A 22,711-nucleotide genomic window follows, 5' to 3' on the forward strand; every position below is an offset into this window, starting at 1 on the left:
CTGTGACGGCCTGATGCGGCTCACGTTAGGCAGGCGTTCTCTTCGCTCGCTCCTCTCGCCCCCGAGCGGTCCTCGAGCGGCGCGGACGGCCCCGGGCAGCACGAAGGCGGGCACCGCGCGACGCGGTGCCCGCCGTGAAGACGTGCCTCAGGCCTGATCGGTGGGGCGGATGAAGATCTCGTTGACCGTGGCGTGCGGGGGAGCGGTGACGGCGTACAGCACCGCCTCGGCGATGTCCTCACTCTGCAACTGCCTGATCTTCGCGACGCGTTCCGTGATCGCCGCCTTGGAAGGCGCGTGCGTGATGTGCTCGCGCAGCTCGGTCTCCACCGTGCCCGGCTCGATGACCACCACCCGCACCCCGCGCTCGGTCACCTCCTGCCGCAGGCCCTCGCTGAAGCCGTTCACGGCGAACTTGGTGGCGTTGTAGACGGCGCTGCCCCGTCCGACGACCCGGGCGGCGATGGACGAGATCTGGACGATCGTCCCCTGGTTCCGGATCAGTTCCGGGAGGGCGGCGTGGGTCGTGTACATCAGGCCCATCACGTTGGTGTCCATCATCCGGGTCCAGTCGGTGGTGTCGGCGTCCTCCACCGGCCCGAGCAGCATCAGCCCGGCGTTGTTCACCAGGATGTCGAGCCGGCCGAGCGTGTCGACGGTGGTGCGCACGGCCGCGGCCACGGCCTGTTCGTCGGTGACGTCCAGTCCGAGGACCAGGACGGTGGCGCCCTTCGCCTCCAGCTCGGTGCGCAGTTCCTCGAGGCGGTCGAGGCGCCGTCCGGCGACGGCGACCGAGGCCCCGGCCCCCGCGAGGGCGCGAGCGGTGGCACGGCCGATTCCTGATCCCGCTCCTGTGACGAGCGCGACGTGTCCCTGTAGCGATGAACTCATGTGGTCCTCGTTCTCGGGGTGTTGGGCCGGACCGGGAATCCGGCCGAAAAGCGTCCGACGGTACGGCGCGCCGACCGTACCAGCCGGGTGTACGCACGGTGAACGGCCTTCGGCGGCCGTTGTTATGTGCGTTCGTGGCTTGTTATGCGGGTCGGGGCCCCCGGAGGGGAGGCCGGGCGGCGGGCGGTGAGGATGGGGCCGCTACTTCACGTCGGCATGCCCGTGCAGCGATAGGTGGGACCCATGACGCAGGACGCAGCATCCCCGAAGGTGACGGCCGCACCGTCCTACCCGATGGAGCGCGTCTCCCCGATCGATCCGCCGCCACCGCTCGCCCTGCTGAGGTCCGGCCCGGCCGCGAGCCGCATCACGATGTGGGACGGCAGCCAGGTGTGGCTGGTGACGGCCCACCCCCACGTCCGCGCGGTGCTCGCCGACCGCAGGTTCACCGCGGTGACCAGCGCCCCCGGCTTCCCGATGATGACGACCACGTCCGTCCTCGTACGGGACAAGCCCCACACCGCCTCCTTCATCCGCATGGACGATCCCGACCACTCACGTCTGCGCTCCATGCTCACCCGCGACTTCCTGCACGGCAGGGCGGAGGCGATGCGGCCCGTCCTGCGGGAGCACCTGGACGAGATGCTCGGCGCCCTGGTCGAGGGCGAACGCCCGGTCGACCTCGTGCGCGGGCTGACCATCCCCGTCCCCTCCCGGGTGATCGCCCTGCTCTTCGGGGTCTCCGACGAGCAGCGCGAACTGATCGAGAACCGCGCCGGCATCCTCATCGACCGCGGCTACCGGCCCGAGCAGGTCGCCGCCGCGCGCGACGAACTGGACGGCCTGCTGCGCGAGGTGGTCGAGGAGCGCATGCGGACCCCCGAGCCCGGCGACGACCTGCTGAGCCGGCTGGTCGTCGACCAGGTGCGCAAGGGCACACTGACCGTCGAGGAGATGGTCCCGATGTGCCGGCTGCTGCTGGTGGCCGGCCACGGCACGACGACCAGCCAGGCGAGCCTCAGCCTGCTGAGCCTGGTTACCGACCGGGGCCTGGCCGACGCCCTCGCCAAGGACCCGGAACTCCTGCCGAAGGCCGTCGAGGAACTGCTGCGCTACCACTCCATCGTGCAGAACGGGCTCGCCCGCGCCGCGCTGGAGGACGTGGAACTCGGTGACGTGACGATCCGGGCCGGCGAGGGCGTCGTCGTGTCGCTGTCGGCCGGGAACCGCGACGAGTCGGTCTTCCCCGACCCCGACGCCCTGGACCCCGGCCGGGACGCCCGCCGCCACCTGGCCTTCGGCCACGGTATCCACCAGTGCCTCGGCCAGTGGCTGGCCAAGGTCGAACTGGAGGAGATGCTCGCCGGTGTACTGCGCTGGATGCCCGGCGCCCGGCTGGCCGTGCCCTTCGGCGAACTGGACTTCCGGCACGAGGTGTCCAGCTACGGGCTCGCCGCCCTGCCGGTGACCTGGTGAGCGCCGGCCGGCTGACCGTGGCCGTGGACACGGAAGCCTGCTGCGCGATGGGCCGGTGCGCGGCGACCGAGCCCCAGGTCTTCGAGCAGGACCCGGACAGCGGCACCGTCGTCCTGCTCATGGCGGAACCACCGCCCGAACTGCACGAGACGGTCCGGCTGTGCGCCGAGCTCTGCCCCTGCACGGCCATCACTGTCACCGAGGACTGACACCACCGGTCGCCAACGGCCGTCGAGGAGCGATGATGATCGATCTGCCCGGTTCCGACGCCTCCGTCCACCCGGACGCGCAGGCCGCGCTCGACGGGGACCTCACCCCGCTCGGTCGCCGCACCCACTGGGCGGTGGAGCTGCTCACCGCCCCCGCGGCTCCCCGGGAGGAGGACCTGTCCGGGGCCTTCGTCCCCGTCTTCCTCGCCCGGCATCCGCAGGGCTTCGCCGCGACGGTCGGACAGTGGCGGGGCCTCGGCCCGTTCACCGTCACCGACTACCAGCCGGTGGCCCACAAGTCGTGGGTCACCCTGGAGGGCCCGGCGGGAGTCCGCTCGAACCTGTCACTGACCCTCGACTCCACCGGGCTGATACGCGTACTCCACCTCGGGCCCGAGGTCGTCACACCCGAGGTCCGCGCCTGGGAGGACCTGGATCGGGCGCTGGAGCAGCCCGGAGTGACCTGGTCGGCACTGGTGACCCGCGAGCAGGACGGCGTCACCAGGACGCTCTACGCCAAGGACGCAGACCGGCCGATGCCCAACGGCTCGTCGTACAAGCTCTACCTCATGCGCGCGCTGGCACAGGCGGTCGCCGCGGGCTCCGTGCGGTGGGACGACCGGGTGACGGTCACCCCGGCCCTGCGGAGCCTGCCCACCGGGGACATGCAGGAGCTCCCGGACGGCACCCGGGTCGGGGTCCGCGAGACCGCCTACAAGATGATCGCGATGAGCGACAACACGGCGGCCGACCTGATCCAGGACCTGCTGGGGCGGGACGCCGTGGAGCGGGCCGTGGTGGAGGGCGGGCACAGCGATCCGTCGCTGCTGCGGCCGTTCCTGACGAGTCATGAGGTCTTCGAGATCGGCTGGGGCGACCCCGGAACGCGGGCCGAGTGGGCCTCCGCGGACGAGGACGGCCGCCGGCGGCTGCTGGAGCGGATCGAGGGCCCGATGACCGTGCGCGGGTCCGACCTCGGCCCCACCGTGCACCAGCAGGGCCTGGACTGGCACATGAGCGCCTGGGACGTGACACGGGTGCTCAGTGCCCTGGCCGACGACGCGGTACGGGACGCGAGTGGCGTCGTCGACGGCATCCTCACGGCCTATCCCGGGGTTCCCGTCGACTCCGCCCGCTGGCCGCGCGTCGTGTTCAAGGGCGGTTCGTGCCCGGGCGTCATGATGTTCTGCTGGCTGCTGGAGGACCCCGCGGGCGTGCGCCACACACTGGTGCTCCAGCAGTGCGCCGACGACCAGAAGCTCATCGGCGACGGACAGTTCCTGAGGGGCATGGGCGCCCGCGTCATCGAGTCCGGCCTGCTCGGCGGTACCTCCCGGTGACCGCCCGGGACCGTTCGCTGGCCGTCCTGGTGGCCGTGCTCTGGGGGCTGAACTTCCTCGCGGTGCGGGTCGGCCTCGACCACTTCCCGCCGTTCTTCCTGGCAGCACTGCGCTACCTGGTCCTCGCGGTCCCGGTGGTCCTCTTCGTGCCCCGCCCCGCGGTGCGGCTGCGCTGGCTCCTCGGATACGGACTCGGCTTCGGCGTCGCCCAGTTCGGGCTGCTCTTCCTCGCCATCGAGCAGGGCATGCCCTCGGGGCTGGCGTCCGTCGTGGTGCAGGCCTCGGCGCCGTTCACCGTGCTGCTGGGGGCCCTGCTGCTGCGCGAGCGCGTCACCGTACGGCAGTTGGCCGGCATCGGGCTGGCGGTGCTCGGCATGGCCGTGATCGCGGTGGACCGGGCGCGTACCGCGCCGCTGCTGCCCCTGGTGCTGACCGTGCTCGCGGCGCTCGGCTGGGCGGTCGGCAACCTGGCCAGCCGGCAGGCGAAACCGGAGTACCCCCTGCGGTTCGCCCTGTGGATGGCGGTGATCCCCCCGCTGCCCCTGCTCGCGCTGTCCGCGGTGATGGAGGGGCCCGCGACGGGCTGGCGCGCCCTGGGGGCATCCTTCGGCCCGCAGGGCTGGCCGGGGCTGGTCGCACTCGTCTACATCGCTGTGCTGGGCAGCGTCGTGGGCTCCGGGATCTGGACGGCGCTGCTCAAGCGCTATCCGGCGGGTGTGGTCGCGCCGTTCTCGATGCTCGTGCCGGTGGTCGGCATGGCCGGCGCGTGGCTCGCGCTGCACGAGCGGCCCACGGGATGGGCCGTGACGGGCGGGGCGGCCGTGGTCGCGGGTGTCCTGCTCGGCACGGGCTGGCTGCCGCGCTTCCTGCGCGAACGCGACGACACGGCGGCAGCCCCCCGCCCGTCGGAGGGCGGAGGGCGGCCGCCGGGCGGTCAGCCGGCCGGTGCGACCGGCGCCTCCCAGGAGACCAGGCGTTCCTGAGGGACGAAGCCCATCGCCCGGTTCAGGGCGATCATCGGGTGGTTGTCGTCGGCGTTGGCCGTCTCGACCAGCCGTACCCGGGGCTCGTACTCGCGTATGTGGGCGAGGTTCGCGAGCTTCAGCAGCAGCCCGAGGCCGTGGCCGCGGTGGCCCCTGGCCACCACCGTCATGCCCTGGAGCAGGTGTCCCGGGTTGCCGGTCGTCTTCGAGGCACTGGTGAAACCGGCGAGTTCACCGGTCTCCTCGTGGACGGCGCCCACGTGGTAGGCGCGCCGTCCACGGCCCACCCGCATCCGCTCGTATCGCCGCACATGGCTCGTGCGGACCGCCTCGGGCCCCTCGCCCCAGGTCTCCGGGAGGCTCTCGCCCAGCGACTGGCCGAGTTCGGACACGGCGATCGCGAACCCGTCCGGTGTGACGGTCCCCCACCGCTGGAGCCGGTAACCGGCCGGGACGTCGGGGACGCCGCCGGACAACGGGTCGTGCCGGTCCAGGTCGAGCCACTGGTGGACGCCCTCGGGGCCGTCGGACCGGGTGGCGCCCAGAGAGGCGGCGAACGCGGCGGGACCCTCGTGGCGTACGGGACCTCCCGGCAGCGCCTCGACCACATCGCCCACGAGCAGGGTGCGGCCGTGCTGCCCGGCCAGCGCGCGGGCCCGACGGAACAGGGCGGTCCCGATTCCCTGGCGGCGCTCCTTCGGCGCGGTCAGCAACTGGTCGACGACGGCGACCGGCGCCCCGTCGGGAAGCACGAGCCGGAGCGCGCCGACCGCCTGCCCGTCCAGGAAGGCGACCTCGCCGGCCAGCGCGGTGTCCGGCGGCGCGAAGCGCACCGAGCCGGTCAGGTCCGCCGCGCAGGGCGGGGCGGCGGACAGCGGGACGTCCTCGGCGCTGTCCGTGGTCAGCCGGAGCCAGGCGTCCGACGTGGCCGGGTCGCCGGCGTCCAGCGGGACGAAGCGGAGGTCCGCTGCTGCGTAGTTCATACGGTGTCGTTCTCCCGGTCGGTGCGGGTATCGGTCACGCCTATGGCCTGGACGTCGTACAGGCCGAAGGCGGGGTGGACAAACACATTGGTGGTGCGGGGGCCCCTGTAGTGAAGGGTCTTGTCGTGGACCAGCGGCAGGATCACCGCGTGGTCCATGACCCGCCGCTCCACCTCGCGCCACAACTCGGCACGGGCGGCGGGGTCGGCGGTGTGCAGCCCCGTGTCGATCAGCTCGTTGACCTTCGGGTCGTCGAGCTCGGCGATGTTCCAGTTGCCGCCGCCTGGGCGGATCAGCCGGCCGTCCACCAGAGGGGCCAGGAAGCCGTACTCGGTGGGGAAGTCGGCGCCCCAGTCGGTGACGATCAGGCCGAGCCCGTGCTTGCGGATCGTCTCCGGCGAGCCCGCACCCCGGCTGAAGTAGGTCGCCACGTCGAGTTCCTTGACGGTGAGCCGGATGCCGACCCGGGCGAGGGACTCGACGACCGCGTCGGCGACCAGTCTGAACTTGCCGCGCTGGGTGCCGATGACGGCGTCGAAGCCGTCGGGCAGGCCGGCGGCGGCCAGCTCCGCGCGGGCCGCGTCGAGGTCGCCGCGCAGACCGGGACCGGTCGGATACCGGTCGAGCGCCTGATGGGCGGGGAGCTTCGGCGGGAACAGCGCGGTCGTCAGGTCGCCGCCGGTGACCGGGCCGCCGCGGGCCTCCTGGAGCAGGATCTTGTCGGCCGCGTAGTGCACGGCCCGCCGCACGTGCACGTTGTCGAACGGCGGGATGTGCGGCTGGAGCGAGACGAAGTGCAGGAAGCTCGTCTTCGGGTTGTCCGTGCGCGAGCGCAGCACCGGATCGTCCGCCAGGCGGGCCTGCGCCGCGTGCTGGAGGCCGCGCCCCTCCAGGTTGATGTCGAACTCCCCGGCCGTCAGGCGCTCGTCCATCTCGTCGAGGCCGAGCCCGATCGTGACGTCCACCAGGTCCGGGAGCGCCGGCCGCACCGGATCGGTCGCCCGGTCCCAGTACGGGTTGCGTTCCAGCAGGAGCCTGCTGCCCGGCGCGTGCTCGGCGACCCGGTAGGGGCCGGAGCAGCGCGGGTCGTCGCCGTAGCGTGCACCGGTGTCCGCCTTCCGCGGCACGGGGGAGACGCACGGCTGCGCCATCAGGTGGTCGAAGTCGGAGAACGGGGTGCGCAGCCGGAACACGATCGTGCGCGCGTCGGGGGTGAGCACGGCGGGCAGGCCGTCCTCACCGGCGTCCCGGTAGGGCCCGGCGTAGGGCCGGTCCGGGGCGTCCAGCAAGGGCACCAGATACGTCGGCCCGCCGGGGAGCACGTCCTGCGCGAAGATCCGCTGTACCGCGTACCGCACGTCCGCCGACGTCACCGGGGTGCCGTCGTCGAAGCGGACGCCCTCGCGGAGCCGGTAGGTCCAGGTCCGGTTGCCGTCGCTCGCCACGCCCGGGGCCTCGGCCAGGTCGGGGACGGGCACCAGGCCGGCCGGTCCCGGATCCGTGGGATAGGCCATCAGGGTGCGGTTCAGCAGCCGTTGCAGGAGCCACACCCAGACGTAGTAGGTCCGCGCGGGGTCGAGGGAGTCGACGTCGGCGGAGGAGACCAGCCGCAGGGTGCCCCCGCGCCGGTCCGAGGGGTTGACACGCGCTCCGACGGCGGCGTTCCAGCCGCCGCCCTCCTGGGAGCCGGTGGCGGAACTCATCGTGTGGTCGTCTCCCGGTCCTCGGCGGCTGTGCCGGTGGTGTCCTCGGTGCGGGGCAGCGGCAGCAGGTACGAACGCTGCTCACTGACCCGGCAGCCCCGGGCCAGCTTGGCCTTGACGCTGCCGATCCCGGCGTGCAGGACGGTGGCGCCCTCCTTCGCGGCGGCGTCCAGCACCTCGTAGTACAGGACGTCGTAGTAGAGGGGCAGCTTGCCCTGGGCCTCGTAGTCGAACCCGGCGCGGTGGCCGTACCACTGCTCCTCCCCGCGGGCCCGCGACCGGAGCACCATCCCGAAGCCGATCACGGTGCCGTGCTGCCGGGCCACGGACACCAGGACGTCGTCGCCCATGATCTCGGCGATCCGGCCGATCATCCGCGCCGAGCCCTCGTCGCTCGCCGGATTCCCGTACTTGCGCAGGAGGTTGGCGTCGAGCTGCCCGAGGCGCGGGCAGAGCTCCTGGGTCAGCGGTTCGACGTTCACCTCGACGCCCGCCTCGGCCAGCGCCCGGCGTTCCAGACGCACCCGGCGGCGCCGGTGGGCGCTCATCTCCTCCACGAACTGTTCGAAGCCGCCCTCCGGGATGTCCAGCCAGGCGTAGTGGTCCGAGGGATGGTGGCGGTAGCCGCGGCTCTCCAGCAGCGCGACGAGCGAGGTGTCCCGCACGTCCACGTGCGGGAAGCAGACGGTGGCCGCTCCGCGGTCCGCCGCCATCGCCTCGGCCCTGTCCAGCAGCGCGGCGAGGTCCTCCCCGGTGGCGTCGGCGGACGCGAGCGTCCGGGTGCGGCCCAGGTGCCGCCCACCGCAGACCAGGGAGGGCAGCAGGCTGTCCGGATCGCCCCCGGCGACGTCGCGCAGCACGTCGGCGGCCTCGGGGACGTCCTGCTCCAGGGCGCGCCTCAGCATCGCGTCCGGCCGTGCGAGCAGCCAGGCCACGGACGTGTCGGCCCAGGCGGTCACCAGCCCGGCGACCGGGGTGCCCTTCCGTTCGCGCACCAGGAAGTCCATCGCCGTACCGGAGTTGTGCTCCTGCACGGTGAGCCAGCGGGGGGTCTGGAAGAAGTCCTCCGCCCCCAGCAGCAAGTCCCAGCCCGCCGCCTCCAGCCCGGCCGCACCCGCGACCGCCCGCACACCGTCCCGGCCCTCGGTGTACGGGCTCACCGGAGGTCTTCCTCGACGACGAAGTCCAGCAGGGCGGCGGCCTTGTCCGCCAACTCCTGGGCGGCCACCCGGTCGGGGCCGTTGCAGTAGGTGAAGCCCACGCAGGAGGAGTTGTCCATGCGCTGGAGCAGGTGGTCACCCTTCTCGACGTGCAGCAGCACCTGCACGTTCTCCACGGCCTCCGCCGCCTCCAGCCCGTCGATGCGGGCCAGCGTCCCGCGCCGGGCCGGGTAGATCATGCGCACGGCCGCGCCACCGTTGTGGACGACCGGCTCGATCGGCGGGGTGACCCCGATGGTGAGCAGCCAGGCGTCCAGGATGGGGCTGCGGCCGGTGACGTCGGTGACCAGCATCGTCATGCAGCTCGACGGGGTGCGGGGGTTGGCCTCGATGATCCGCCAGCCCGACTCGGTGCGCCGCACCTCGGTGTGGCAGGGGCCGTGCCGGTAGCCGATCATTTCCAGGGTCGTGCGGACCACGTGGTACAGCTCGTCGCGCTCGTCGTCGGACAGCGGCACGGGGAAGGTGTGCCCGCACTCGATGTAGGCGGGGTCGCCGAAGAGGTCCTTGGACGTCACGCCGAAGACATGGGTGTGCCCGTCCACGGTCATCGTCTCCACGCTGACCTCCACGCCCTCGACGTACTGCTCCAGCAGCACGTCACCGCTGCGGGGCTGGCCGCGCAGGCTGTGCCGGACGGTGGAGAGCTCCTCCCACGCCTCGACCAGGCCCGCCATGTCGTCGACCCTGCGGACCCCGTAACTGATCGCCTCCGCAGGGGGTTTGGCGATCATCGGGAAGCCGAGACGGCGGGCCGCCTCGTCGAGCTGGCTCCGGTGGCCGACCAGCACGTGCGGGATGTTGAAGGGCTGGTCGCCGAGAGCGATCCGCAGGTGGTCCTTGATGTTGGCGGTGCGCACGGCGGCCGGGTCGGGGCCGGGCAGCCCGAGGCGGCGGGCGGCCTGGGCCGCGAGTTCCGTGTGGTAGTCGGAGAACGACGTGATGCCGTCCACCATGGGCACCCCGTCCTCGCCGGTGACGACGGCGAGCACCGCGTCGAGGTCCGTGGTGTCGACGTCGATCACCCGGTCCACGATCGCCAGCGGGTGGGTGTCCCAGTCGTGTCCGTGGGTGTACCAGGACCGGTCGCCCGTCAGCAGCCACACTTCGAGGCCGTGTTCCTGGGCCTGCCTCAGCCCCAGGACGAAGGGGTGGTTCTGCATGTGCTCGACGATCGCGATCCGCTTCCCGGCGAACCGCGCGTAGTCGGCCAGAGGTGTTGTCATCGGACGCCTCCCGTGTGGGTGATGTGCAATCGACCGGTTCCGGGCTCTCGGGGATCAGTTGAACCGTCTCCGGGCCGGCCGTGCCATGCCCCGGGAGGCAGGACGCATAGGCGGCGGGCGAGGCGCATAGGAGGTCCGGGGGGCTGCGCGGGGCGCCCGGGCCGCCGACCGCGCCCTGAAGCGCCGGTCGCGGCGTGAGGCGCCTGTCACGGCGTGAGGCGTCTGCCGTGGTGTGACGTGCCGACCACGCACTGAAGTGCGGGCCACGGCGTGAGGCGTCTGCCGCGGTGTGGAGCGTTCGCCGTGCGGTCGAGCGCCCGCACGGAAGGGAGGCGGTACCGGACAGGTCCGGTACCGCCTCCCACCCGCTCCGGGCCTCAGGCGCCGCGGTCGTCCTCCTGGATGTGCAGTGCCGCCTCCTCGGCGGAGGCGGCGCCCCCGTCGATGCCCACGTCGCGGCCCATCACCCTGTTGTTGCGCAACTGGTCCGCCTCGTCCGCATCGGCGACGCGACCCGCGCGCTCGTTCCCCGCGTCGTCCTCTTCCGGGCCGTTGTCCTCGGGCCCGTCCTCCAAGAGCGGGTCCTGCTCCGGTTCCTCCTGCGACAGGCGCAGGTCGAGGGACTCGCCCTCCCGCTGCTCCTCGTCGGTCGTGCCGTACTTCGTCACGCCCAGGGGCTTCTCGGGCGGGGAGTAGCCCGAGTCCAGCACGTCGTCGAGGTCGGGCTCGCCGAGCACGTTCTCCGGATCGAGCTCGTCCGTCGGCCGGTTGTCCGCATCGGACCCGTCCGGCTGATAGACGTCGTCACCGCGTCCTTCGTCCGACATCCGGTCGCTCCTTCCGTTGAGGTATGCCGTGTCCGCCGTAGCCCGTAGCCGGGTCGTGCGGCGTCGCTCTCCTGCCCACGCGAGGGCGGGTCATTGATCCGTCCTCGCACGGACGGCCGTCCGCCCTCCCGGGCGGCCCCTCACGACAGCCGTGGGAACAGAAGGCCTGGTCAGCCCCATCGAGGCCGCTACCCCTCGGCCCCGGCAGCTTATGGCCGATCCCAGGACGGTGCGACCGGGGGCCGGATCGCCGGTCCCGCCGGGCGCGGGGGCGGACCGTCGCGGCACGGCAGGTCTCAATCGGCCGGGAGCGGGCAGACGGCGAGACGCCGGGATCCAGCCCCGCACCCACTCGCCCACGGGGCACCGAACGACGGGAACGACATGCCGACCGACATACCGGAGAGACCCGCAGCGCTCGCGGACGCCCACGCCGCCCGGTCCTCGTATCCCGCTGACAACGCCGTGCCCCTGCCGTCCCGGACCGGCGGCCGGGCCGGTGACGTGAGCGCGCGACGGGCTCCGGAGAGCGCGGGGGGAAGCGGCCGGGCCGTGGGGATCATCGCCTCGACGGCCGTCTGCCAGGCCGCACTGATGGTGGGCCTCGGGCTGCTGATCACCGGTCCGGCCGCCGGCGTCTGGCCGATGACGGCCGAGGACGGGGTGACCAACGGGCTGGAACGCGTCCGCACCGGGACGCTCGACACCGTGTCCCTCGTCGTGTCCGAGGCCGGGAACACGGCCACGGTCGTCATCGGCACCCTCATCAGCTGCCTGGTCCTCCTGCTCGTGCCCAGGCTGCCCCGGTGGCGCGACGCGATCTTCCTGGCCGTGGGAGTCTCGCTGCAGTCCCTGGTCTTCCTGGCCATCACCGAAGCGGTCGACCGCGACAGGCCGGACGTCGAACGCCTCGACGCCTCACCCCCGACGTCGAGCTACACCTCGGGCCACACGGGGGCCGCGACGGCGCTCTACGCCGGTCTCGCCGTGCTCGTCCTGCACCGCGTGAAGGGACCCTGGCGCAAGATCCTCGCAGCCGTGCTGCTGCTCGTGCCCCTGCTGGTCGGCCTCGCCCGGATGTACCGGGGAATGCACCACCCCACCGACGTCGCCGGCGGCCTCCTCAACGGTGGTCTGTCCCTCCTGATCGTCGGCCGCGCCCTGCTGACCGGCCCGCACGTCCCCGCGCCGGCACCCGCCGTCGAAGCGGTGCCGGCCCCCCGCACGGCCCGGCCGGAGCAGCGGCCCGCCCGTACTACGGTCGTGTTCAACCCCACGGTCACCGACGACGACGCCCGCAGCGCGCTGCGGCAGGTTCTCGAGGACCACGGCCACCACGGGGCCGCGTTCGTGCCGACCACCGCCGACGACCCCGGTGAGGGGCAGACGGCGGACGCGATCCGGGACGGCGCCACGCTCGTCGTTGTCTGCGGAGGCGACGGCACGATCCGGGCGGCGGCCGAGGCGCTCGCGGGCACCGACGTACCGCTCGTCGTGGTGCCGTGCGGGACGGGCAACCTCCTGGCGCGCAATCTGGGCCTGCCCGTCAGACCGGCGGAGGCACTGGCCGTCGCGCTCGGCGGCGCCCCGCGCCGGATCGACCTCGGTCTGATCGAGGGCGACGGGCTGGCACCCACGCACTTCACCGTCATGGCCGGGGCGGGCCTCGACGCGGCGATGCTGGAGGGCACCAGCGACCGTGCCAAGGCCGTCATCGGATGGCCCGCCTATGTGATGGCGGGTCTGCGCGAACTGCGCGCGCCCCGGATGCGTCTCACGGTCTCCGTCGACGGGGCCAGGCCGCTGCGGCGCAGCGCCCGGATGGTGCTCATCGCCAACACCGGCAAGGTGCAGGGCGGGGCGGCCCTGGTGCCGGACGCCCGGCCCGACGACGGCGTGCTCGACCTGCTGATCCTCGACCCGCGTGGACCGGCGGGATGGCTGGGGGCCGCCGCGTCCCTCCTGCGCCCCCGCGCGCACGCGAAGTCCCGTCCGGCCGTGAACCCCCGGCCGGCCGTGGCGTCGGACAAGGCCGTCACATCGGGCCCGGACGCGGCATCACGACCGGACCCGAACTCGCGCACGGACGGCACACGGGCTCCCGGGCCGCACCGGTCCGTCGAGTACTTCACCTTCCGCCGCGCCGAGATCCGCTTCGACGTTCCACAGCCCCGTGAGCTGGACGGCGACCCGATCGGTTCCGGCCGGCACCTCACCGCCCGCGTCCGGCCCGGCGCGCTGACCGTGCTGATGCCCGCCCGGGGGGAGTGACATGGGTACCGCCACCAGGGTCCCGCAGACCCGCGACATGATCGGCAGCGAACTCTCGGGTGACGAGGCGCTGGCCACCCTCAGGCGCTACGGCCGCTGGCCGCTGCTCCGCGACTCCTTCGTCCGTTTCCGGTACGCGGACGGCTTCAGCCACTCCCGGGCGCTCGCCCTGCAGACCGTGCTGGCCGTGGTCCCGCTCGTCATCGCCTTCGTCGGGCTGTCCACCGCCCTGCACACGGAAGACCTGGGCAGGGTGGCAGAACTGACGATCCAGCGGATCACGGCGGGGCCCAGCGCGCAGGTGGTGGACGACGCGCTCGACCGCAGCCGGCGTCACGCCGACGACGGGGCCCAGCTGGCCCTCTGGTTCGGACTGGTCTTCTCCCTCACCAACACGACGACCGCGATGTGCCAGATCGAGCGCGGTGCCAACCGGATCTACGGGGTCGAGCGGGACCGGGTCTTCCACCGGAAGTACCTCCGGGGCCTGGTGATGTCCCTGACCGCCGGGATCCCCCTCGGCATCGGCTTCGTCGCCATGGTGGCGGGCGGCGACCTGGTGGCCGCCGTCGTCGACGTCTACGACCTCGGAGACGGATCGCGGTCCGCCTGGGACCTGCTGCGCTGGCCCGGCGGTGTGCTGCTCGTCATCCTCTCGGCGAGCGCGATCTTCCGTCGCTCACCCAGGCGCCGGCAGCCCGGCTACACCTGGCTCGCCTTCGGCGCGGCCGTCTACCTGGTCCTTTGGACCACGCTGACGTGGCTCCTGAGCCTCTACCTCTCGGTCAGCGGTTCCTTCGACACCGTGTACGGCCCGCTGACGGCGTTCATGTCGCTGCTGCTGTGGGCCTACCTCACCTCCATCGCCCTCTTCCTCGGCCTCTCCTTCGCCGCCCAGCTCGAAGCGGTGCGGGCCAGGCGCCCCGGCCCCGCAGACCCCGATCCAGGAGCCTGAATGTCTGTCCGTCCCGCCGCCCCTGCCGCCCCACGACGTACGCGCCAGGACGCCGACCGGAGGTTCGGCATCCGGCTGTTCGGCTCCGTCGCCGTCGGAGCCGTCGCGGCGGTCCTCTTCGGCCTCCTGCTGGTCCTCGTGGAGAGCGGATGGCTCCCGCTGCGGCGCCTCGACGCGGGAGCTGCCCGGTGGCTGAACCGGACCGCCCTGGACCATCCGGCCTGGACCGGCACCCTGCGCTTCTTCTCGGACGTGGTCTGGGATCCGGTGACCCTGCGCGCGGCGGTCGCGGTGATCGTCCTGTGGCTGGTGTACCGCCGCGCGTGGCGGCTCGCCGCGTGGTCGGCCGTCACGGCGATCGCCGGAGGACTGACGGGGCTGCTGGTGAAGACCGTGGTCGAACGGGCGCGGCCGGCCCTCCCGGATCCGGTGGCGCAGGCGCCGGGCTTCTCGTTCCCCTCCGGCCACGCGATGACGGCCACGACCTCCTTCGCGATCCTGCTGCTCGTGCTGCTGCCCATGGTGCGCAAGGGCCTGCGCCCTCTGTGCTGGGCCGTGGCGGCGGTCTCGGTGCTCGGGGTGGGTTTCACCCGTGTCGCGCTGGGTGTCCACTGGTTCAGCGACGTGGTCGGCGGCTGGACGCTCGGGCTGGCGGTGGTCGCACTGACCGGCTGGTCCTTCGAGGCGTGGCGCGCGGACGCGGGGATGGGCAGGACCGAGGTCGCCGAGGGACTGGAGCCGGAGCTGAGCGGCGACGACCCCGAGTCGCAGGAGCCCGGGTCGCGGGACCCCGGGATACCCGGTCCGGAGTCGCCCGGCCCTGATCCGGCAGGCCCACGGTAGGCGGGCGCCGGGCACGTCCGGTCTCACGGTGGGCCGTCCACGATAAGGGAACGCTTGTTCTAATTCGCGGCTAGACTGGTTCCCATGCCCCTTCCTCTCCAGGGTTCGCTGTTCGACCAGGCCGGCGGTCCGGGCCTCGGCCCGCTCGCCGGAATGCACCGCACGGTCCTGGGCGACGGGGCCTGGATCGATCTGCTGCCGGGCTGGCTGAGCGGTGCCGACGACCTCTTCGCCAAGCTCGTGACCGACGTCCCCTGGCAGGCCGAGCGCCGGCAGATGTACGACCGTATGGTCGACGTGCCGCGACTGCTCGCCCACTACCGGGAGGGCGACGCGCTGCCCAGCCCGGTACTCGCCGACGCCAGGGAGGCGCTGTCCTCCCACTACGCCGAGGAGCTCGGGGAGCCCTTCACCACGGCGGGGCTGTGCTACTACCGGGACGGCCGCGACAGCGTCGCCTGGCACGGCGACCTGAGCGGGCGAGGCAGGCACGAGGACACGATGGTGGCGATCCTCTCCCTCGGTGCCCCGCGCGACCTGCTCCTGCGCCCGGTCGGGGGCGGCGACGTCGTGCGCCGGCCGCTGGGCCACGGCGACCTGATCGTCATGGGCGGGTCCTGCCAGCGCACCTGGCAGCACGCCGTTCCCAAGACCGCGCACGCCAAGGGTCCGCGGATCAGTGTGCAGTACCGCACGCGCGGAGTGCGCGGAGTGCGCTGAGGCGGTCCGGCCGGGAGGGCCGCGGGCGGCACGTCGGCGGAGGCACCCGGGAGGAGTGCGTACGCATCGGCGCGGCGGCCACAGGGCACGCGAGCCGCACGCGGCCCACCGGCACGTCCGTCACGCGAGGAGTTTCTGCTTCGCCTTCTCGTACTCATCCTGGTTGAGGTGGCCCTTGTCCTTGAGCTCCGCGAGCTTGGCGAGCTCGGACACGTGGCCACCGCCGCCCGACGGCTCACCGCCGGAGCCGGCGGCCTGCTTCACGTACTGGCGGAAGGACTCCTCGCGTGCCTCCGCCTCCTTGGCCTCGCGGCGCCCCATGCCCTTGCCGCGCACGATCAGGTAGATCAGCACGCCCAGGTAGGGCAGCACGATCACGAAGATCACCCATACCGCCTTGGCCTAGCCGTTCAGCGAGTGGTCGCGGAAGATGTCCGTGACGACCTTGAACAGCAGGAAGAACCACAGCACCCACAGGAACAGGAACATCATGGTCAGGAAGAGGTTCAGGAGCGGATAGTCGTCCACGGGCCTACTCCGATCGTGCGGATGGTCCCTTATTGGTACATCCGCTCACGTTCGCCCGCATTTCCTGCCGGTCAGGCTGCGAGCAGGTCCAGGAAGGCCGACAGCTTGGTCCGTGTCCGGTCGATCTGCTGTTCCACGGTCAGCGACTCCTCGAAGCGTCCTCCTGGCGCGGGTGACTTCCTGCCGCGCACGTACAGCGAACAGTCGAGGTCCGTGCAGACGTAGATCCCCACCGAGTTGCCGTCCCTGCCCGCCTGGCCGCGCTTGCGGGCGGTCATCAGGGAGACACCGCTGCCCGGGTGTGTGGTCAGGCAGACCGAGCACATGCTGCGGTGCAGGAAGCCTCTCTGCTGCGACGGGAAGCGGAGAGTGATCCCCGTCAGTTCGCCGCGCAGTTCGGTGACGATGTAGCTCCGGTCGGGTGCGGAGAGGTCGCGCCACCCCAGGAAGTCCAGATCCTCCCAGGGGCGCTCCTCCAGGTCGCGGGGCATCGGCAGACGCTTCGCCTCGCCCTTCGAACAGTTGACGAACGACGCACGGATGTCCTGCTCGCTGACGGCTCTCATGCGGCGAAACTAACTCTGCCTATGAGGCCTAGGCAAATGCTTAATGCCTATAGGTCGCGGGTCGTGGCCGGGACCGCGGCGCGCGGCGGAGTGGGCCCGATCGGCAGATGATGGGCGGCCGGGTGCCGGATGCCCAGCTCGGGGCGCCAGGCGGCCAGGATCTGGGCCGAGGGGTGGAACAGCGGACCGGGCAGCTCGTCGACGGCGGTCCACCGCCACACGCTGATCAGATGGGGTTCCGTGACCCGGGCGGTCTCCGAGCCCGCCCGCACCAGAGCCCCCATGCTGATCCTGTTGATGCCGCCCACCACGTCGTGGAGCATCGCGAAGACGGTCACCGCCTCCTCGGGTACCCGAAGGCCCGTCTCCTCGCGCAGTTCGCGGACGGCGGCCGCCGCCACCGATTCGTGCGTCGGGTCGATCTTTCCGCCCGGCAGCTCCCACGTTCCGTCGCGGTGCCTGCCGAGGAGGATCCTGCCCTGCTCGTCCTCGACGACGACCCCCACACCGAACGCCGCCTGGGCCATCGGCGGACGGGTGTTGCGGGTCGGGACGTCCGTGACATCACTGGCCATGCGCTGCACTGCTCCCGGTCGGTCGGATGCGGGTCGAAGGGCTCCGCCATCCTCACACGCGCCGCTACGCGACGAGATGGAGCGAGGTGTCCGAGACCCCGAGGCGGACGGACTGGCCCCACGTCAGTTCCAGTGCGTCGGACTCCATGCCGTCGCCGAACACCACCATCCGGTCCGACTCGACGGTGAGCCGCAGGCCGTCCTCCCGGCCCAGCTCACCCGCGACCACCGAGGTGCCGGTGACCGGTGAGGGCCACGCCTCGCGAACGAACCAGACCAGCCGGGGTTCGCAGGGGGCCGGCAGCCGGATCCGGCTTCCGCGTTCGAGCCAGAGGGAGCGCAGCCAGCCGGTCGACCCCGTGCCCGTGCCGACCAGGACCCCCGACGAGGCCTGGGTCTCGCCGGCCTCGGGGCCGGCGTCCGGTCCGATGCGGTAGCGGGCGGTCTGGTGCCCGGGCGGGCCCAGGTAGATCTCGTTGAGCGCGAGGAGCCGCTGGGTGTCGTCCGCGACGGCCTCGGTCATCGTGAGCGCGTCGGTCCGGGCGCCCGGACCGACGGCGGCCCGGCAGAGCGCCGCCGTGTCCTTCGCCCGGTGGCGCACCAGGATTCCCGGATTGCGTCCCGGGTCGGTGTCGATCCCCACCACCGGCTGGCCGGACAGGTACTTCGCGACGTTGGCGACCAGACCGTCCTGCCCGACCACGACGACCACGTCCTCCGGGCCGAAGAGGAAGCGGTCCAGGTCCGCCCGCTCCACGCGGGTCCGGCGCCACCGCAGCGGCAGCGCCGCGGCGACGTCGCCGAGCGCCCGGGCGTTGCGCCGGTGGCGCTCCGCGACCTCGTCGAGGGACCGGCCGCGCCCGGCCAGCACGAAGGCGGCCTGACCGTGTGTCCCATGACGCGCCAGCAGCTCCTCGTACTCGGTCGTGCGGTGCACGAGCACCGCGCGCGGGGCGAGGCTCACGCTCCCGCCTCCGGCCCGGCCTCCGGCCTTCCGAGCCTGGCGAGCATTCCGGTGAGCACGTCGGGGGAGAGGGTGAGGCTGTCGATGCGGGGCAGGTTCTCGGCCAGCCTGGTGGCCGCCAGGGCGTGCAGGGTGCGGGGGTCCACGTCCGCGTGTGCCCGGAGCCATGCGGCCTGCGCCTCGGCGCGGGCCGCGCCGGTTCCTCGGGCGGCCTCCGCCTCGGCGGCCGCCAGGCGGACGGTGCGGGACGCCTCCGCCTCCGTACGCACCCCGTCCGCCGCCGACTTCTCCTCGGCCTCCCGGCGCGCGTTGGTGCCGCGCTGGTCCACCAGTTGTTCCTCGCGCCGCGCGAGCTCGATCCTGCTGGCCAGTTCGTTCTCGGCGATCGCGCGTTCGCGTTCGACCGCGACGGCCCGCCGTTCGTACACGGAGCGGTCCGCCTCCTGCTGGATCTGTTCCCTGGCCGGGGTGCGCAGGGCCCGTTCGACCTCTGCCTCGGGGCGGATGGCGACGACGCGCACGGCCACCAGGTCGATGCCGGTGGCGGGCAGCCGTGGCTCCGCCGCCAGGCCGGCGGCGACCCGTTCCCGTACGGCGGCAACGCCGTCCACGAGCGCCGTGGCGAGCGGTGTCCGGGCCAGGACGTCCAGGGTGTGCTGCTGCGCGGTCTCGGTCAGCAGGGTCGCGATCTGCTCCAGGGGTGTGCCGCGCCAGACTCCGGTGTCGGGGTGCACGGAGAAGTCGAGCCGGGCGGCGGCCTCCGCGGGATCGCTGATCCGGTAGGTCACCGTGGCCTGCACGGCGACGTCCTGGAAGTCGGCGGTGCGGGCGTGGAACGCCATCGCCAGTTCGCGGTCGTCCACCGGAACCTCGGAGATCGCCGCGGTCAGAGGGCGGAACCAGAAACTCGCACCGGGACCGTCGTGGGCGAGCCGGCCGCGCTTGTGGTGGCGGATGTGGGCGGTGGGCGCGGAGCGGACATGCCGCCAGCCGAAGCGCCGGGTGATGTCGGCCATCTCGGTACCCCCTCTTTTCTCGTCATGAAGACGATAAGGGGTGGTGCGCAATATCGTCAAGAGGACGAAAAGGGAGGTGTGAAAACGCGGCAGGCCGGCGGTCTCCGTGGAAACCGCCGGCCTGCCGTTCGTGCGCCGACCCCGTCCCCACGGTGCGGCGCGCAGGTGGACCGTCGTCATCCGCTGGAGCGACGGCCCACGTTCATCGTGCCCCGCCCTCCGGGGGGTCGGTCGGGCAGTTGGGGAGCCCGAGGGAGGGGAGTACGGCGCACTCGATGAAGCGGGTGAGGAACGCCGCGTCCGGATAGCGCCCCTCCAGCAGCGGCCTGCTGCGCATCGCCCCGATCACCTGAGCGGCCACGAAGTCCGCGGCGGGGTTGTCGGCCGCGATCTCCCCGCGCCGCACGGCGCGCTCGACCATCGTGTCGATCGCGGCGATCGACGGCGCGATCAGCGTGGAGCGGAGCGCGATCAGCAGGTCGGGATTCTGGAGCGCGGCGTGGCCGAGCGCGTGCATCAGGGCGGTGTCCTGGCCGGACGCCGCGTCCACCGCCCGGGCTGCCTCGTGCAGATCTCCGCTCAGGCTGCCCGTGTCGATGTCCGACAGCAGTGTCCTCCTGGCGCAGCGCAGGGCGGCGACGACCAGCTCCGGCTTGGATCCCCACTGCCGGTAGAGCGTGGACTTCCCGCACCGTGTGCGCGACGCCACGGCCTCCATCGTGAGTGAGTCGTACCCGCTCTCCCGGAGCAGGTCCAGCACCGCGGCGTACAGCTCCTGTGCACGTTCCGGTGTGATCTTCGACCGGCGTGACGTGAGCGATGTCTCCTGTGCGGAACCGGGCGACGGCATCTGATTCCCTCTCTGCGGCTGCGGCGGGACCCCTCGGTACGCCAGTGTACCGAAACGCATGTGTACCGATACGCCGACGTATCGGTACACTGGCGTATCGATGCGGCACGGAGTGGCCATGCCGCCACGACGCGATGGCAGCGCACCGTCAGCAAAGGGGCACGGGTGATGTACACCCGCAGCGAGCCTGCGGAACGGGAGCCGGACACCTCAGCCCGACCGCCCCTCGTCCGCGAGCTCCTTCTGGTCGCAGGACTCTTCCTCGTCTACAAACTCGGCCGCCAGGCCGCGAACGGACACGTCGAGGAGGCCTTCCGCAACGCCGGACACGTGTGGAACTTCGAGCGGGCGGCCGGCCTGCCCGACGAGGGAACCGTGCAGGGCGTGCTCATGCACGGCCGCCACCTCGTCGAAGCGGCGAACACCTACTACGCGACGGTGCACTTCCCCGCGACCCTGGCCTTCCTGGTCTGGCTCTACCTGCGCCGACCGCGCCACTACATCTGGTCGCGCCGCGTCCTCACCGCGCTCACCGGCGCGGGACTCGTGCTGCACCTGATCTTCCCGCTCGCACCGCCGCGCATGCTGCACGCCGCCGGCCTCGTCGACACCGGTCGCGTCTACGGCCCCTCGGTGTACGGGGACGGCCCCGCGGGCGACTCCCTGGCCAACCAGTACGCCGCGATGCCGTCCCTGCACTTCGGCTGGGCGCTCGTCGTCGCCGTCGGCCTGATCGTCGCCACCCGCTCCCGGTGGCGCCTGCTCTGGCTGCTCCACCCCCTGATCACCCTGGTCGTCATAGTGGGCACGGCGAACCACTACTGGCTCGACTCACTCGTGGTCTCGGCCCTGCTCTCCCTGGCCTACGCCGCACTCCACCTGCCGCGCACCGGAGGCCCCGCCCACCTGTCGTGGCCCGGCGCCGTGCCTGCCCAGGCCTACGCCTCGCCGGCCTTCGCCCGCCCGGGGGTGCGCCGGTGAACGCCACCCTGATCGCCGTCGCGCTCTCCCTGGTGTCCGCCGCCGCCTACGCCACCGCCGCGGTGGCCCAGGCTCGTCTCGCCGCGAGGACCGACTCCTCCACGGGGACGCTGCGCCTGCTGGGCCGGGGCGCCTGGTGGTCCTCGGTCGGCCTGAACGCGGGCGGGGCACTGCTGCACGTCGCCGCCCTGAAGTACGGTCCGCTCACGCTCGTCCAGCCGCTCGGCGCGCTCACCCTCGTCGCCGCGGTGCCGCTCGGCGCGCACTCCGCCGGCCGCCGGGTCAGCCGCACGGAATGGCGCGGCACACTCCTCACCCTCCTCGGCCTCGGCGTGCTGCTGCTGGCCGCGGGCGGCGCGGCGCCCCACGAGACCCTCAGCCTCCCCGAGGCTCTGGGCGTCGGTGCGGTGACCATGGCGCTCGTGGCCACCCTCAGCCGCCCGGGCGCCCGGCCCGGCCTCCGGCACGCGGCGGCGTCGGGCATCACCTCGGGAGTGGCATCCGCCCTCACCCAGACCCTCACCGTCGCGGCCACCGACCACTCCGGTCCGCTGCTCAGCTGGCGGCTGGTGAGCGTGGCCCTCCTCGTCTCCCTCTTCGCCGTGGGTGGCCTGCTGCTCGCCCAGACCGCCTACCGCGGCGGTCTCGGAGCGCCGCTCGCGGTGGTCACGCTGGCCAACCCGGTGGCGGCCGCCGCGATCGGGCTCGTCCTCCTGGGCGAACGGCTCCAGGGCGGGGTCGCCGGACTGGCCCCCGCGCTCATCGGCGGCCTCGCCGCCGTGCGGGGTGTGGTCCTCCTCAGCCGGGCACAGGCGGCGAGCCCGGCCGAGCAGGCCTCTGCACTGCCCGTTCCGCCCACCCCGTCGAGGATCGTCATCTCGAACCCCACCCCCGTCGCTCCGCGAGCCGCGGAGCAGGTTCCCGTACGAACGGCGGGATCGTTCGCCGCGAGGCCGAGGCCGGCCAGGGTGCTCAGGAGGCGCACGCTAGAGACCGCCGGGCGAGGGGCCGGCCGCGACCGGCGGGCCTGAACCGTCCAGGTCCTCGATCGCCCGGCCCAGCCAGCCCGTCCAGAAGGTCTCCAGATCGATCCCGGCCCGCAGCACCAGGTGGCGCAGCCGGTCCTCGTCCGAGGTCCGTCCGGGAGGGAAGTCCCTCTCCTCGATCCCCTGGTACTCCGCCAGCTGCGCCCGGTGCAGCGCGAGGTGCCTGCGCAGTTCCCCGGCCAGCCCCTGGGCACCGACCACGGCCGCCGCCCGCATCCGCAGCAGCAGCGGATCGCGGACCGGCCGCGGGTCCTCGGCGAGCCGGACCCAGGACGACAGCTCGTCGCGACCCGCGGGCAGCACCTCGTACTCCTTCTTCCGGCCGCGGGCCGGCTGCGCCGCCGGAAGCTCCCGGATGTGCCCGGCCTGCTCCAGCCTTCCCAGCTCGCGGTAGATCTGCTGGTGCGTGGACGGCCAGAAGTAGCCGATCGACCTGTCGAACCTCCGCGTCAGCTCCAGCCCGGAGGAGGGCTTCTCGAGCAGAGCGGTGAGGATCGCGTGCGGGAGTGACATGGCTGCATCCTAGAGACGCGGCCGG

General features: G+C 72.7%; 22 protein-coding genes and 1 pseudogene. 10 read left to right on the forward strand and 13 right to left on the reverse strand.

Going from position 1 to position 22,711, the window contains the following annotated elements; genetic code table 11:
* Positions 1 to 147 precede the first annotated feature (147 nt).
* The gene (locus ACFYY2_RS00880) at positions 148 to 891 is read right to left on the reverse strand and encodes an SDR family oxidoreductase (protein WP_329042118.1); all 744 of its coding nucleotides are present in this window, start codon (positions 889 to 891) and stop codon (positions 148 to 150) included.
* 243 nt (positions 892 to 1,134) lie between these two features.
* Between ACFYY2_RS00880 and ACFYY2_RS00885 the strand changes: the two genes are divergently transcribed.
* From ACFYY2_RS00885 to ACFYY2_RS00900, 4 genes are read left to right on the forward strand one after another with little or no spacing between them, the layout of a single operon-like run.
* Positions 1,135 to 2,367: a cytochrome P450 gene (locus tag ACFYY2_RS00885; RefSeq protein WP_388735227.1), complete on the forward strand. Its 1,233-nt coding sequence runs from the start codon at positions 1,135 to 1,137 to the stop codon at positions 2,365 to 2,367.
* Positions 2,364 to 2,576 carry a ferredoxin gene (locus ACFYY2_RS00890; protein WP_388735229.1) on the forward strand — a complete coding sequence of 71 codons (213 nt, stop codon included), beginning with the start codon at positions 2,364 to 2,366 and terminating at the stop codon, positions 2,574 to 2,576. Before ACFYY2_RS00885 ends, ACFYY2_RS00890 begins: the two co-directional genes overlap by 4 nt.
* A gap of 32 nt (positions 2,577 to 2,608) precedes the next feature.
* The gene (locus ACFYY2_RS00895) at positions 2,609 to 3,916 is read left to right on the forward strand and encodes a serine hydrolase (protein ID WP_388735231.1); all 1,308 of its coding nucleotides are present in this window, start codon (positions 2,609 to 2,611) and stop codon (positions 3,914 to 3,916) included.
* Positions 3,913 to 4,899, forward strand: coding sequence for an EamA family transporter (locus ACFYY2_RS00900; RefSeq protein WP_388735233.1), 987 nt, complete (start codon positions 3,913 to 3,915; stop codon positions 4,897 to 4,899). Before ACFYY2_RS00895 ends, ACFYY2_RS00900 begins: the two co-directional genes overlap by 4 nt.
* On the opposite strand, the gene ACFYY2_RS00905 is transcribed toward ACFYY2_RS00900, so the two are convergent.
* The 5 genes from ACFYY2_RS00905 to ACFYY2_RS00925 form a co-directional block, all read right to left on the reverse strand.
* A complete protein-coding gene (locus tag ACFYY2_RS00905; protein ID WP_388735235.1) occupies positions 4,851 to 5,882 on the reverse strand; it encodes a GNAT family N-acetyltransferase in 1,032 nt (343 codons plus the stop codon). The two genes, ACFYY2_RS00900 and ACFYY2_RS00905, sit on opposite strands and share 49 nt — an antisense overlap.
* Complete coding sequence (locus tag ACFYY2_RS00910; RefSeq protein ID WP_388735237.1) at positions 5,879 to 7,585, reverse strand: ABC transporter substrate-binding protein; 1,707 nt, start codon at positions 7,583 to 7,585, stop codon at positions 5,879 to 5,881. The genes ACFYY2_RS00905 and ACFYY2_RS00910 overlap by 4 nt, the downstream gene beginning before the upstream one ends.
* The gene (locus ACFYY2_RS00915) at positions 7,582 to 8,745 is read right to left on the reverse strand and encodes a GNAT family N-acetyltransferase (protein ID WP_388735239.1); all 1,164 of its coding nucleotides are present in this window, start codon (positions 8,743 to 8,745) and stop codon (positions 7,582 to 7,584) included. The genes ACFYY2_RS00910 and ACFYY2_RS00915 overlap by 4 nt, the downstream gene beginning before the upstream one ends.
* The gene (locus ACFYY2_RS00920) at positions 8,742 to 10,031 is read right to left on the reverse strand and encodes an ATP-grasp domain-containing protein (RefSeq protein WP_388735241.1); all 1,290 of its coding nucleotides are present in this window, start codon (positions 10,029 to 10,031) and stop codon (positions 8,742 to 8,744) included. The genes ACFYY2_RS00915 and ACFYY2_RS00920 overlap by 4 nt, the downstream gene beginning before the upstream one ends.
* Positions 10,032 to 10,408: 377 nt before the next feature.
* Entirely contained in the window at positions 10,409 to 10,858 is a 450-nt protein-coding gene (locus tag ACFYY2_RS00925; protein ID WP_388735243.1) for a DUF5709 domain-containing protein, read from the reverse strand.
* A gap of 384 nt (positions 10,859 to 11,242) precedes the next feature.
* Here ACFYY2_RS00925 and ACFYY2_RS00930 point away from each other — a divergent pair, with 384 nt between their 5' ends.
* The 4 genes from ACFYY2_RS00930 to ACFYY2_RS00945 all read left to right on the forward strand — a co-directional run bounded on the left by ACFYY2_RS00930 (position 11,243) and on the right by ACFYY2_RS00945 (position 15,647).
* Positions 11,243 to 13,129, forward strand: coding sequence for a diacylglycerol kinase family protein (locus tag ACFYY2_RS00930; protein WP_388735245.1), 1,887 nt, complete (start codon positions 11,243 to 11,245; stop codon positions 13,127 to 13,129).
* A gap of 1 nt (position 13,130) precedes the next feature.
* Positions 13,131 to 14,084 carry a YihY/virulence factor BrkB family protein gene (locus ACFYY2_RS00935; RefSeq protein ID WP_388735247.1) on the forward strand — a complete coding sequence of 318 codons (954 nt, stop codon included), beginning with the start codon at positions 13,131 to 13,133 and terminating at the stop codon, positions 14,082 to 14,084.
* Positions 14,085 to 14,927 carry a phosphatase PAP2 family protein gene (locus ACFYY2_RS00940; RefSeq protein ID WP_388735249.1) on the forward strand — a complete coding sequence of 281 codons (843 nt, stop codon included), beginning with the start codon at positions 14,085 to 14,087 and terminating at the stop codon, positions 14,925 to 14,927.
* 84 nt (positions 14,928 to 15,011) lie between these two features.
* Positions 15,012 to 15,647, forward strand: coding sequence for an alpha-ketoglutarate-dependent dioxygenase AlkB (locus ACFYY2_RS00945; protein ID WP_388735251.1), 636 nt, complete (start codon positions 15,012 to 15,014; stop codon positions 15,645 to 15,647).
* Positions 15,648 to 15,767: 120 nt separating this feature from the next.
* Here the strand turns inward: ACFYY2_RS00945 and ACFYY2_RS00950 are convergent.
* The 6 genes and pseudogenes from ACFYY2_RS00950 to ACFYY2_RS00975 all read right to left on the reverse strand — a co-directional run bounded on the left by ACFYY2_RS00950 (position 15,768) and on the right by ACFYY2_RS00975 (position 20,146).
* Positions 15,768 to 16,175, reverse strand: a pseudogene (locus ACFYY2_RS00950) (SHOCT domain-containing protein).
* Between the two features lie 71 nt (positions 16,176 to 16,246).
* Positions 16,247 to 16,741, reverse strand: coding sequence for an FBP domain-containing protein (locus tag ACFYY2_RS00955; RefSeq protein WP_388735253.1), 495 nt, complete (start codon positions 16,739 to 16,741; stop codon positions 16,247 to 16,249).
* Between the two features lie 47 nt (positions 16,742 to 16,788).
* Positions 16,789 to 17,316: an NUDIX hydrolase gene (locus tag ACFYY2_RS00960; protein ID WP_388735255.1), complete on the reverse strand. Its 528-nt coding sequence runs from the start codon at positions 17,314 to 17,316 to the stop codon at positions 16,789 to 16,791.
* Between the two features lie 64 nt (positions 17,317 to 17,380).
* Positions 17,381 to 18,280: a hypothetical protein gene (locus ACFYY2_RS00965; protein ID WP_388735257.1), complete on the reverse strand. Its 900-nt coding sequence runs from the start codon at positions 18,278 to 18,280 to the stop codon at positions 17,381 to 17,383.
* Complete coding sequence (locus tag ACFYY2_RS00970; protein WP_388735259.1) at positions 18,277 to 19,296, reverse strand: SPFH domain-containing protein; 1,020 nt, start codon at positions 19,294 to 19,296, stop codon at positions 18,277 to 18,279. The genes ACFYY2_RS00965 and ACFYY2_RS00970 overlap by 4 nt, the downstream gene beginning before the upstream one ends.
* A 202-nt stretch (positions 19,297 to 19,498) precedes the next feature.
* A complete protein-coding gene (locus tag ACFYY2_RS00975) occupies positions 19,499 to 20,146 on the reverse strand; it encodes a TetR/AcrR family transcriptional regulator (RefSeq protein ID WP_388735261.1) in 648 nt (215 codons plus the stop codon).
* 165 nt (positions 20,147 to 20,311) lie between these two features.
* Here ACFYY2_RS00975 and ACFYY2_RS00980 point away from each other — a divergent pair, with 165 nt between their 5' ends.
* Together ACFYY2_RS00980 and ACFYY2_RS00985 are read left to right on the forward strand one after the other, a co-directional pair.
* On the forward strand, positions 20,312 to 21,127 hold the full coding sequence (locus tag ACFYY2_RS00980) for a phosphatase PAP2 family protein (protein ID WP_388735263.1): 816 nt from the start codon (positions 20,312 to 20,314) through the stop codon (positions 21,125 to 21,127).
* Positions 21,124 to 22,158, forward strand: coding sequence for a DMT family transporter (locus tag ACFYY2_RS00985; RefSeq protein WP_388735265.1), 1,035 nt, complete (start codon positions 21,124 to 21,126; stop codon positions 22,156 to 22,158). The genes ACFYY2_RS00980 and ACFYY2_RS00985 overlap by 4 nt, the downstream gene beginning before the upstream one ends.
* Here the strand turns inward: ACFYY2_RS00985 and ACFYY2_RS00990 are convergent.
* A complete protein-coding gene (locus ACFYY2_RS00990; protein WP_388735267.1) occupies positions 22,114 to 22,686 on the reverse strand; it encodes a PadR family transcriptional regulator in 573 nt (190 codons plus the stop codon). The two genes, ACFYY2_RS00985 and ACFYY2_RS00990, sit on opposite strands and share 45 nt — an antisense overlap.
* Positions 22,687 to 22,711 lie beyond the last annotated feature (25 nt).

The organism is Streptomyces sp. NPDC001822 (genome assembly GCF_042892135.1).
Taxonomy (GTDB): domain Bacteria; phylum Actinomycetota; class Actinomycetes; order Streptomycetales; family Streptomycetaceae; genus Streptomyces.